A 10,272-nucleotide genomic window follows, 5' to 3' on the forward strand; every position below is an offset into this window, starting at 1 on the left:
CCGCGAGGCCGGCTCCGCACGCGGCCTCACGACGGCCCGCGGGCCGGCTTCACGACAGCCCCACCGGCCGGCTGCACGACGGGCGGAGCCTCGCGCTCAGCCAACGCGGCGCACCGGCCCAGCCGCGCCCACCGCGCGGCCCGGTGGAGCCCCGCGCTCAGCCCAGCGGTACCGGTTCCGGCAGGCCCACCGGCCATGTGTGCACCGGCTCCCCCACGTGCATCAGCTCGGCGTACCGCCGTGTCGTCGCCGCCAGGGCCGCCTGCCGTGACATCCCCTGCTCCAGCGCCCGGTGGAAGGTGGCCGCCTGCCAGGACGCCCCGTTGACCCGGCGCCGGCAGCGCTCCTCGATCACGCCCAGGTAGAGGTCCCGGTCGGCGGCCTCCACACCCCACGCGTCCAGCCCGGCCGCGGCGAGCGGCAGCAGCTCGTCGCGGACCAGCGTGACCGCGTCGACCTCGCCCGTGCCGCCGTACCGCCCCCGCCGGGGCCAGACGAAGCGCGCGTCGATGCCGTACCGGCACGCCGCGTCGAAGTTCGCCTCGGCCGCGGCGAACGGCAGCCGCGTCCACACCGGCCGGGACTCCTCGGCGAGGGCGCGGACGAGGCCGTAGTAGAAGGCCGCGTTGGCGATCACGTCGGTGATGGTGGGCCCGGCCGGCAGCACCCGGTTCTCCACCCTGAGGTGCGGGACGCCGTCGGCGATGCCGTACACCGGCCGGTTCCAGCGGTAGATCGTGCCGTTGTGCAGCACGAGTTCGGAGAGTGCGGGCACTCCGCCGGCCTCGACGACCTCCAACGGCTCCTCGTCGTCGCAGATCGGCAGCAGGGCCGGGAAGTAGCGCAGGTTCTCCTCGAACAGGTCCTGCGCGGAGGTGATCCACCGCTCGCCGAACCAGGTGCGCGGCCGTACGCCCTGTGCCTGGAGCTCGGGCGGCCGGGTGTCGGTGGACTGCAGGAACAGCGGGGGCCTGGACTCGCGCCACAGCTCGTGTCCGAAGAGGAACGGTGAGTTGGCGCCGACGGCGATCTGCGCGGCGGAGGCCGCCTGGGCCGCGTTCCACACGTCGGCGAACCGCCCCGGGGTGACCTGCAGGTGCAGTTGCAGGGAGGTGCACGCGGCCTCGGGCACGATCGACTTCGAGGTGCAGACGAGGTGCTCCACGCCCTCGATGTCGAGCCGGAAGTCCTCTCCGCGCGCGGCGACGATCTGGTCGTTGAGGAGCGTGTAGCGGTCGACATCGGAGAGGTTGGAGGAGACCAGGTCGTCCCGGTCGAGGGTGGGCAGGATGCCGATCATCACGATGCCCGCGTCCACCTCGCCGGCCTTGCGGTCGGCATAGGCGAGCGACGTGCGCAGTTCTTCGGCGAGCCGGTCGAATACCCGGCCGCCCAGACGGTGTGGGGCTATGTTGACCTCCAGGTTGAACATGGCGAGTTCTGTTTGGAAGTCACGGCTCGCGATGCGCTCCAGCACCTGCCCGTTCAACATTCTCGGCATACCGTCCGACCCGGCGAGATTCAACTCGATCTCGACTCCCATGAGATTCTTGGGCCGGTCGAATCGCTTCTCGCGCAGCAGCCGCTCCAGTCCCGTCAGGCACTGCTGGAGCTTTTCACGGTAGCGCTGGCGATCGGACAGGTCGAACTGCCCTGCCACGACCTTCTCCCCCATCGAAGTGTCCCTCCTCGGATGGGCGGGCCGACGATCCGGCCGCCTGGCTCCCGGGTCACGTGGGATGATGCCCAGCCGAAGCGATCGATAACGTCCCATGCGGGCCCGCCGCCCGCTAGTCTGTCGTAATGTTCCCGGCGGCACATTCACGGGGCATGCCGCGCTCGCACCTTCGGGTGCCCCGGACGCCTCGTGAAAAACGCCGACGACATTCGGCCGACCGTTACCGGTGCGTAAGACGAGGTCAGCGACGGGTGCCCGGTGCGGAAATCGGGATGATTTCCGCAAATCCACGGCCTAATTCCGCCTTGCCGGGTCGGCCGGAATCGGATAGCCGAAACACCGGCCGAACACACGTCGTATAAACTTCGTCCCCGAGGCAGAAGGTTGGCGCCCTCGGTCCTGGTTTCCGCGGTGTTCCTGCCGTCCCCGTTGACGGGCGGCAGACCGAGCCGCACTCTCTTCCACACCGACCTGGGCCCCCACCTCTCCGGCCTTCCGTGAGCTGACAGCGCCGTCCGCCCCACCCTCCTCGCGCCGCCGCGCCTGTCGAATGAGAGGCGACCCACATGCCGCTGCACGTGCCCCCTGCCCCCGCGCCTGCCCTGCGCTCCGTCCTCACCGCCCTCGGTTCCCCCACCGCGGTCCGTGAGGCGCGCACTCCCTCCCTGCGCGCCGCGCAGGGCCCCGCGACACCGGAACTCCCGTTGCCCGTCCACGTGCTGGACCGGATCACCGCGCAAGGCCTGTCCGCGACCCGGCTGGCCGGCTGGCGCTTCCTGATCCGGTGCGGTGATCGCGCGGTGGCCGCGGCCGAGACCATGCTGACTCCCGACGGCTGGGCCTTCTCGCACTTCTTCGAGGGCCCGTACGTCGCCTCCACCGAACGTGCCCTGCACCAGGCCGAGGCCCTGCAACAGCCGTACCAGGCAAGACTGTTGTCCGTGCCCGGGCTGTACATGCTCACCCTGTGGCTGCACGGCGACTGCTCCGGCGACGGCAGCGAGGGCCATCCCGCCGCCACCGATCTGCTGGTACCGCTGGCGCCCGCACCGCCCGGCATCCCGACGCACCGTCCCTTCCCGGTCGCCGAACTGCTTCCGGTGCTGACCCATCGGGCGACTCCTCTCCCGCTGCTCGGCTCGCCCGCCTGACCGGAGCCCGCGTACCCCGCCGACCGCGAGCGAAGCGGGGTACGACTGTCTTTCGAGCACTCCGCCGCCCGGAGCCATCCGGACTAGTCCCATCCGGCCACTGCGAACCACCCGAAGGGACAGTGCAGTTGGACTGAACCGTCCGCGCGGGTGACGCGTCCTGAACCTGTGAGAAGCGGTGCTGTGAAATCCCTGCGGAACGACGCCCAGAGGACAACACTGGTTTCCGACCGATTCATCATCACGGGGGACGGACATGATCACGACAGAGCGAAAGATCCCGCCCATGTGCCAGCACCAGCCGCCGTGCCCGCCAGCCGAATCCGCCGACCGGGAGTCCGCCCGCCTCGTGGCGCACCACCCGGAGCAGGGGTGGAGCCTGCTGTGCAACGGCGTCCTGCTCTTCGAGGACACGGGTGAGCTGCTGCCCGACGGCCGCGTCATCGCCCCGCACCGCCCGCTGGGAGCGGAGCAGGTGATGACCGCCGCCTGAGGGCGGCACGGTGACCTGACCCGGCACGGCACACCGGCCTGATCCGACCAGACCTGACCCTGCCTACGGCGTGGCGGGCGCGTACTCGAACCAGTCGAAGGCCGCGCGGCCCTCGGTGACGTACATGCCGATGACCCGGCCGGTGAAACCGGCGGCCACCTCCGTGGACAGGTAGCGGCCGTCGAGTTCGGCGAGCCGCACGGTCGCCTCGCCGGTGCCGACGGAGAAGACGAGCGTGTCGGGGCCGTGCTGCGTCCCGGGGTCACGGGTGGCACGGATCTCGACGGCCAGCGTGACCCGCCCCGCCGGCACCGGGTGTTCGGCGACGCGCTGCCGCAGCGGGCCGATCCGCGCGATCACGGCCGCGACACCCCCGCTCACCTCCAGGTCGCAGTGGTGGGCCTCGTCCAGGCGCACCGACAGCCCCGCCCGCGCGGAGCCGGGCTCCAGCGAGGCCGCCGCCCGGCAGTCGTGATGCTGCTGGCGGCGGCCGACGAAGGTGTGCCCGGGCCGGTCGAGGCTGTCACCGGTGGCGGTCAGGGTGAGCCGGCCCGGCCGCTCGGTCAGCGACCAGCAGCCCTCGGGGCGGCGCCGCGGGGATATCCAGTGCGGTGCGAGCGCCGGGCCCGCGAAGTCGTCCCGCGCCGGCGGAAGCTCCACGGGCGCCCAGGCGGCTGGCGCCGGGTGCCGCTCCTGGACCGGGCCCGTCCGCGGCCAGCCGTCGGCCCACTCCACCGGGACCAGGAACGTCTCCCGGCCGAGGACGTGGAACTCCGGGAACCAGCCCCGGGGCCGGGTGCCGAGCAGCACCATCCACCACGTGCCGTCGGCCGCCTGCACCAGGTCGCCGTGGCCGGTGCACTGGATGGGCAGGCCGGTGCCGCGGTGGGACACCAGCGGGTTGCCGGGAGCCGGTTCCCAGGGGCCGCGCGGCGAGCGGGCGCGCGCCACCGAGACACCGTGCCCCAGGGCGGTGCCGCCCTCGGCGAGCAGCAGGTACCACCAGTCGCCGATCCGGTACAGGTGCGGGGCCTCCGGGTCGCGCAGGCCGGTGCCGGACCACATCGGCAGCGGACCCTCCAGCACCCGTCCCGTGCGCGGGTCGATCCTGGCGACGCTGACCCCGGCCATCGCGACCCAGCAGGAACCGTCCTCGTCCCACGCCAGGTCCGGGTCGATGCCGGGCAGATCGATCCACACCGGGTCGGACCAGGGGCCCTCGGGGCGTTCCGCGGTGACGAGGAAGGTGCCGCCGGCGCCCGCGCTGGTGGTGATGACGTGGAAGAGTCCGTCGTGGTGCCGGATCGTCGGCGCGTAGATGCCGGCGGACGCCGGGACGTCGTCGGGCAGGTCCAACTGGCCCGGCCGGTCGAGCACGTTGCCGATCTGGCGCCAGTGCACCAGGTCCCGGCTGTGGAACAGCGGGACGCCGGGGAAGTACTCGAAGCTGGAGCACACCAGGTAGTAGTCGTCGCCGACCCGGCACACACTGGGGTCGGGGTGGAAACCCGGGATGACGGGATTGTCGTACGTTCGCATGCTCGCCTCCTGGAGGCGCTCGAAAGTTTCGTGGTGAGCGCCGAATGAGCGCCGAATCCTAATGCCGGCGAGGCGTTCGCGGGGGAGCTCCCGCCGCCCGGCTGGTCGAATCACCGGCACGGGAGTGGGATGGAGGGAAGCGAGGACCTCGCAGCGGGCACGCCCGCGGGTGTCATGGCCGTCACCCCTCAGGTGCCCGTCCGCAACGGTGGAGTCTGAGTCATGTCCGGTTACGACGCCTCGGCGGCCACGCGGGTGGTGGTCGGCGTGAGCGGCTCCCTGAACAGCGTCACGGCCCTGCGGCGGGCCGCCGCGCTGGCCCGCCGGCTGAGGGCTCAGCTCTGGCCCGTGCTGGCCTGGGAACCGCCGGGCGGTGACTCCGCCGCCCGGCGCTCCCCCGCCGGCGGACTGCTGGTGGAGGAGTGGCAGCGGCTCGCCAAGCAGCGGCTGGCCTCGGTGCTCGAGGAGATCTTCGACCCGGAGGGTCCCGGTGTGCCGATGCAGCCCGTCGTCGTGCGCGGTGCCCCCGGCCCGGCGCTGGTGGCGACCGCGAACCGGGAGGACGACGTCCTGGTCGTGGGCGCCGGGCGGCGCGGGCTGCAACGGGCCTTCTCCGGCCGGGTCTCCCGGCACTGCCTGGCCCACGCGGTCTGCCCGGTCCTGGCGGTGCCCCCGTCCCCGCTGGAATCGGAGCTGCTGTCCGTCCACCGCCGCAACACCTGGCACCTGCGCATCGACACCCGGGGGCTGTGACGGAAGGACCGGTCACGCACCGGCGCGGGACGGGAGGCCACGCCGGGGCCGCTGCCGTCCCGTCAAGAACCGGCCCGCGGTCGTCAGAGCACCGTCAAGGGCAGGCCCGGACCGCCCGCCACGGACTACCGTTTCCCGCATGGAGCACGGCCACGACACCCGCCCCCAGCCGACCGGCGCCCGCCCGGCCGACGCCGGCACCGTGGTGCGCGACCGCGGCTGGACCGCGGACGCGCGCACGGCGGCCCGCTGTGCCGGCGCGCTGTTCGGCCTGCTGCTGTGCGTCGACTGGACGGCCGGCTCGCTGACCTGGTGGCGCGGTGCCCTGTGGCTCCTGCTGGCCCTGCTCCTGCTCCTCGTGCTGCTCCCGGTGCGCGTGTCCGCCGGCTCGGACTGGCTGGCCACCCGCCGCCTGTACCGCACCCGCCGCGTCCGCACCGATCTGCTGAGCGCGGTGCGCCCGCTGGACGGCGTCACCCGGCGCCTGGTGCTGCGCGACGCCCTCGGCAACAGGGTCGAGATCGACCCGGAGGTCCTGATCCGCAACCCGGAGCTGTGGTACCGGCTGGACGAGGGTGCCCGCGCCGCGCAGGCCGCCGGCATTCTGCTGTGCGGCACGGCGGAGCTGCGCCACCTGGCCCGCCGCGTGGACCGCGAGACGGCCCTCGGTGTGTTCCGGGCGTCGGGTCTGGAGTGACGCTCGGTGGCCGCCGCCCGCTGACTCCCCCGTGCTCATCCGCTGCTCTCCCTCCTGCCCGAACCGGCCCCGGCCTCCCCTTCTTGGTGCGGCTCCACCCCGCGCGGGCCATTCTTAACGCAAGCTTGACGCCGCCGGAGCCGTGATCCATAGGCCCAGGCGTCACTCTCTGCTTACGCTGGTGCCGCCGTCCGCGTGATGGCCGCAAAGAGCTGAGCCGCACATCAGGAGCACGCCGATGGTCACGACCGAGCGCCCTCCCAGTACCAGCCGCCTGCGCGCGTGGATGCTGGAGGGCCTGTCCGACATGGGCAAGAACGGTGGCCACACCGGGCCCCACGCCGCACCGGAGCCCCCGCACCGGGGACAGCGCTGGTGGCGGGTGATGTGCCTGACCGGTGTCGACTACTTCTCCACCCTCGGCTACCAGCCCGGCATCGCGGCGCTGGCCGCCGGTCTGCTCTCGCCGGTCGCGACCATCGTGCTCGTCATCGTGACGCTGGCCGGCGCGCTGCCGGTCTACCGCCGGGTCGCGCAGGAGAGCCCGCACGGCGAGGGCTCGATCGCGATGCTGGAGCGGCTGCTGTCCTTCTGGCAGGGCAAGCTGTTCGTGCTGACGCTGCTGGGCTTCGCGGCGACGGACTTCCTCATCACCATCACGCTGTCCGCCGCGGACGCCTCCACCCACCTGGTGGAGAACCCCCATCTGACGCAGGCCCTCCAGGGCAAGCAGATGATCATCACCCTCCTCCTGGTGGCCCTGCTCGGCGCGGTCTTCCTCAAGGGCTTCCTGGAGGCGATCGGGGTCGCGGTCGTCCTGGTGGGCGTGTACCTCGGGCTCAACCTCGTCGTCGTCATCACCGGCCTGTGGCACGTCGTGACCGCCGAACACGTGATCACGGACTGGAGCAGCGCGCTGACCGCGCAGCACGGGAACGTCTTCGTGATGATCGGCGTCGCGCTGATCGTCTTCCCCAAGCTCGCCCTGGGCCTGTCCGGCTTCGAGACCGGTGTCGCCGTCATGCCGCACGTGAAGGGCGACGCCGGCGACACCGAGGAGCGGCCCGCCGGCCGCATCCGGGACACCAGGAAGCTGCTGACCACCGCCGCGCTGATCATGAGCTGCTTCCTGATCGCCACCAGCTTCATCACCACGCTGCTGATCCCGGCGAAGGAGTTCAAGCCGGGCGGCCAGGCCAACGGCCGCGCGCTCGCCTACCTAGCGCACGAGTACCTCGGCAGCGCCTTCGGCACGGTCTACGACGTCTCGACGATCGCCATCCTGTGGTTCGCGGGCGCCTCCGCCATGGCGGGCCTGCTCAACCTGATGCCGCGTTACCTGCCCCGCTACGGCATGGCCCCGCACTGGGCGCGCGCGGTACGGCCGATGGTCATCGTCTTCACCCTGATCGCCTTCCTGGTGACCTGGATCTTCGACGCCGACGTCGACAAGCAGGGCGGCGCCTACGCCACCGGGGTGCTGGTGCTGATCAGCTCCGCCGCGATCGCCGTGACCATCGCCGCGCACAAGGCGGGACAACGTGGCTGGACCCTCACCTTCGCGGTGATCGCGGTGGTGTTCCTCTACACGACCGTCGTGAACGTCATCGAGCGCCCGGACGGCGTGAAGATCGGCGTCTGCTTCATCGCGGGCATCGTGCTGGTCTCCCTGCTGTCCCGGCTGGCCCGTGCCTTCGAGCTGCGGGTGACCAGTGTGTCGCTCGACCCCATGGCGGAACGGTTCATCCGGGACATGGCCAGCCGCAAGATGCGGTTCATCGCCAACGAGCCGGACCGCCGGGACAAGGCCGAGTACCGCGACAAGATCGAGCAGATCCGCACCGACAACGACATGCCCGAGCAGGAGGACTTCGTCTTCGTCGAGGTCACGGTCACCGATCCGTCCGAGTTCGAGGCCGGCCTCACCGTGCGCGGCGAGGTGCTGCACGGCCGCTACCGGGTGCTGACGCTGGAGTCGGCCTCGATCCCGAACGCCCTCGCCGCCCTGCTGCTGCACGTCCGTGACGTCACCGGCTGCACCCCGCACATCTACTTCGAGTGGACCGAGGGCGGTCCGTTCGCCAACTTCCTCCGCTTCTTCCTCTTCGGCCAGGGCGAGGTCGCCCCCGTCACCCGCGAGGTGCTGCGCGAGGCGGAACCGGACCGCGAACGCCGGCCGCGGGTGCACACCGGCTGAGCCGGGCAGGCGTGGCGGCAGCCCCGGACCGCTCGGCGCTCCGGTCGTCCGGCACCGCGACGGCGGGCGCCCGGCCCGCACCCACCCAACGCGTCCCCCGGCAACAGCTGCGTGGTCCGGCGAAACCTCGGTGCCTCCGACGGCCGACCCGCGTCCCTGGCTCCCGGGCGCGTGGCCCTATGGTGACCGGCATGCAGTCCTACACGATCGGTCAGGCCGCGCGGCTGCTCGGCGTCAGCCCGGACACCGCCCGCCGCTGGGCCGACGCCGGCCGGGTGGCCACGCACCGCGACGAGTCCGGGCGGCGGCTCATCGACGGCAGAGACCTCGCCGCCTTCTCGGTCGAACTGGCCAAGGCGGGCGCCGCCGAGGAGGACGCCTCGTACACCTCGGCCCGCAACGCCTTCCCCGGCATCGTCACCGCGATCAAGCTCGGCGATGTCGCCGCCCAGGTGGAGATCCAGGCCGGCCCGCACCGGCTCGTCTCGCTGCTGACCCGGGAGGCGGTGGAGGAACTGGGCCTGGAAGTCGGCATGGAGGCCACCGCGCGCGTGAAGTCCACCAACGTGCACATCGACCGCGTCTGACCGGGCGCCCACCCTCCGGCCGACCAGCGCCGTACAAACGCACATGCGAGCCTGAAGCCGAGAGTCTCCGGCTCATGCGATACAACAGCAGACTCCTTCCTGGCAGATGCGGCAGTATGATCGCCGCACGGCTCTGACCGAGCCGTGCCCGGGCGCGACAGTCGTTCGACAGAACCGAGGAGTAGATCCGTGATGACCCGTTCCGTGCGCCGGACCCGGCGGATACCTGGGCTGGCCGGCGTGGCAGCCGCCGCCATGCTGGCCCTCGGCGCCTGCTCCTCCTCGTCGGACTCCACCGACGCGTCCAAGTCCCCCGCCCCCTCGGGCACATCGGCGTCCCCGAAGCTCTCCGGCACGGTCACCGTGTTCGCGGCGGCCTCCCTGAAGGAGAGCTTCACGACCCTCGGCAAGGAGTTCGAGAAGGAGCACCAGGGCACGAAGGTCAGCTTCAACTTCGGCGGCAGCGACACCCTCGCCGCCAACATCACCAGCGGTGCCCCGGCGGACGTGTTCGCCGCGGCCAGCCCCAAGACCATGGCCGTCGTGACGGACGCGAAGGACACGGCCGGCAACCCGGTCACCTTCGTCCGCAACCAGCTGGAGATCGCCACCGTACCGGGCAACCCGCACAAGGTGGCCTCCCTGAAGGACCTCACCACGTCCGGTCTGAAGGTCGTCCTGTGCGACAGGACCGTCCCGTGCGGCGCCGCCGCCCAGAACGCCCTCGACGCCGGCGGGCTCAAGCTCACGCCGGTCTCCTACGAGCAGGACGTCAAGGGCGCCCTGACCAAGGTGGAGCTGAAGGAGGCCGACGCGGCGGTGGTGTACAAGACCGATGTGCGGGCCGCGGGTGACAAGGTGGAGGGCGTGGAGTTCCCCGAGTCGGCCGGCGCCGTCAACGACTACCCGATCGCGCTGCTGAAGAACGCGCCGAACGCCGAGGCCGCCAAGGCGTTCATCGCCCTCGTACGCTCCGCGGAGGGCCAGAAGGTGCTGACCGAGGCCGGGTTCCTCAAGCCGTGACCTCGCTCGACGAGCCCGGTGCCGCGACCGGTCCCCGCACGGGCCGGCCGCGGGGGCGGGGGGGCCGGCCGGGGGGGGGGGGGGGGGGGGCGCCCGCCCGGGCGGGGGGGGGGGGCGGGGGGCGGCGGGGGGGGCGGGGGGCGCGGGGGGCCCC

9 protein-coding genes are annotated in these 10,272 nt (G+C 72.2%); 7 read left to right on the forward strand and 2 right to left on the reverse strand.

Annotation, left to right across the window (positions count from 1 at the left end; translation table 11 throughout):
* Window positions 1-157: 157 nt before the first annotated feature.
* Window positions 158-1,675: a glutamate--cysteine ligase gene (locus tag AB0947_RS20725; protein ID WP_366751791.1), complete on the reverse strand. Its 1,518-nt coding sequence runs from the start codon at window positions 1,673-1,675 to the stop codon at window positions 158-160.
* A gap of 569 nt (window positions 1,676-2,244) precedes the next feature.
* On the opposite strand from AB0947_RS20725, the gene AB0947_RS20730 reads away from it, so the two are divergent.
* Complete coding sequence (locus tag AB0947_RS20730) at window positions 2,245-2,829, forward strand: hypothetical protein (protein WP_366751792.1); 585 nt, start codon at window positions 2,245-2,247, stop codon at window positions 2,827-2,829.
* A 286-nt stretch (window positions 2,830-3,115) separates the two neighbouring features.
* A complete protein-coding gene (locus AB0947_RS20735) occupies window positions 3,116-3,322 on the forward strand; it encodes a DUF5999 family protein (protein ID WP_041665012.1) in 207 nt (68 codons plus the stop codon).
* A 63-nt stretch (window positions 3,323-3,385) separates the two neighbouring features.
* Here AB0947_RS20735 and AB0947_RS20740 read toward each other — a convergent pair whose 3' ends face one another.
* A complete protein-coding gene (locus AB0947_RS20740; protein WP_366751793.1) occupies window positions 3,386-4,861 on the reverse strand; it encodes a glycoside hydrolase family 43 protein in 1,476 nt (491 codons plus the stop codon).
* 222 nt (window positions 4,862-5,083) lie between these two features.
* Here AB0947_RS20740 and AB0947_RS20745 point away from each other — a divergent pair, with 222 nt between their 5' ends.
* The 5 genes from AB0947_RS20745 to modA all read left to right on the forward strand — a co-directional run bounded on the left by AB0947_RS20745 (window position 5,084) and on the right by modA (window position 10,118).
* On the forward strand, window positions 5,084-5,614 hold the full coding sequence (locus AB0947_RS20745) for a universal stress protein (protein ID WP_366751794.1): 531 nt from the start codon (window positions 5,084-5,086) through the stop codon (window positions 5,612-5,614).
* Between the two features lie 139 nt (window positions 5,615-5,753).
* Window positions 5,754-6,311 carry a hypothetical protein gene (locus AB0947_RS20750; protein WP_366751795.1) on the forward strand — a complete coding sequence of 186 codons (558 nt, stop codon included), beginning with the start codon at window positions 5,754-5,756 and terminating at the stop codon, window positions 6,309-6,311.
* A 238-nt stretch (window positions 6,312-6,549) separates the two neighbouring features.
* Entirely contained in the window at window positions 6,550-8,508 is a 1,959-nt protein-coding gene (locus AB0947_RS20755; RefSeq protein ID WP_366751796.1) for an amino acid transporter, read from the forward strand.
* A gap of 191 nt (window positions 8,509-8,699) precedes the next feature.
* A complete protein-coding gene (locus AB0947_RS20760; RefSeq protein ID WP_171158339.1) occupies window positions 8,700-9,095 on the forward strand; it encodes a molybdopterin-binding protein in 396 nt (131 codons plus the stop codon).
* 192 nt (window positions 9,096-9,287) lie between these two features.
* Window positions 9,288-10,118: a molybdate ABC transporter substrate-binding protein gene (modA, locus tag AB0947_RS20765; protein ID WP_366751797.1), complete on the forward strand. Its 831-nt coding sequence runs from the start codon at window positions 9,288-9,290 to the stop codon at window positions 10,116-10,118.
* Window positions 10,119-10,272: the final 154 nt, after the last annotated feature.

Origin of the sequence: Streptomyces sp. NPDC047841 (assembly GCF_040704085.1) — a bacterium.
Classification (GTDB): domain Bacteria; phylum Actinomycetota; class Actinomycetes; order Streptomycetales; family Streptomycetaceae; genus Streptomyces; species Streptomyces argyrophylli.

What these genes read in the sequence shown, in the direction of transcription:
- AB0947_RS20750 (WP_366751795.1), top strand. Translation starts at nt 5,754, where the DNA reads ATGGAGCACGGCCACGACACCCGCCCCCAGCCGACCGGCGCCCGCCCG.
- AB0947_RS20745 (WP_366751794.1), top strand. Translation starts at nt 5,084, where the DNA reads ATGTCCGGTTACGACGCCTCGGCGGCCACGCGGGTGGTGGTCGGCGTG.
- AB0947_RS20725 (WP_366751791.1), bottom strand. Translation starts at nt 1,675, where the DNA reads ATGGGGGAGAAGGTCGTGGCAGGGCAGTTCGACCTGTCCGATCGCCAG.
- modA (WP_366751797.1), top strand. Translation starts at nt 9,288, where the DNA reads ATGACCCGTTCCGTGCGCCGGACCCGGCGGATACCTGGGCTGGCCGGC.
- AB0947_RS20740 (WP_366751793.1), bottom strand. Translation starts at nt 4,861, where the DNA reads ATGCGAACGTACGACAATCCCGTCATCCCGGGTTTCCACCCCGACCCC.
- AB0947_RS20755 (WP_366751796.1), top strand. Translation starts at nt 6,550, where the DNA reads ATGGTCACGACCGAGCGCCCTCCCAGTACCAGCCGCCTGCGCGCGTGG.
- AB0947_RS20760 (WP_171158339.1), top strand. Translation starts at nt 8,700, where the DNA reads ATGCAGTCCTACACGATCGGTCAGGCCGCGCGGCTGCTCGGCGTCAGC.
- AB0947_RS20735 (WP_041665012.1), top strand. Translation starts at nt 3,116, where the DNA reads ATGTGCCAGCACCAGCCGCCGTGCCCGCCAGCCGAATCCGCCGACCGG.
- AB0947_RS20730 (WP_366751792.1), top strand. Translation starts at nt 2,245, where the DNA reads ATGCCGCTGCACGTGCCCCCTGCCCCCGCGCCTGCCCTGCGCTCCGTC.